Below are 206 nucleotides of genomic sequence, written 5' to 3'. Positions count from 1 at the left end.
AGGAGATGTTACAGACGAAGCAGATAACTGTTCTACAACCCTAGACGCTACCTACACAGACACTATAGTCGCTGGAACTTGCGAAGGATCATTCGTAATCACCAGAACATGGACATTAACAGATAGCTGTGGTAACACTGCGCCAGAACAAACGCAAACCATTACCGTTTCCGATAATATCGCACCAACATTTACTGCACCGGCAG

General features: G+C 45.6%; 1 protein-coding gene. It reads left to right on the top strand.

Translation table 11 applies throughout. The features are described from left to right. Nucleotides 1-206: HYR-like domain-containing protein (locus ACVC08_RS00685; protein WP_452600585.1), on the top strand; the 206-nt coding region annotated here is incomplete at both ends.

This window comes from Pontimicrobium sp. MEBiC06410, assembly GCF_053601615.1.
This window is presented reverse-complemented; position numbering and strand designations above follow the sequence as displayed.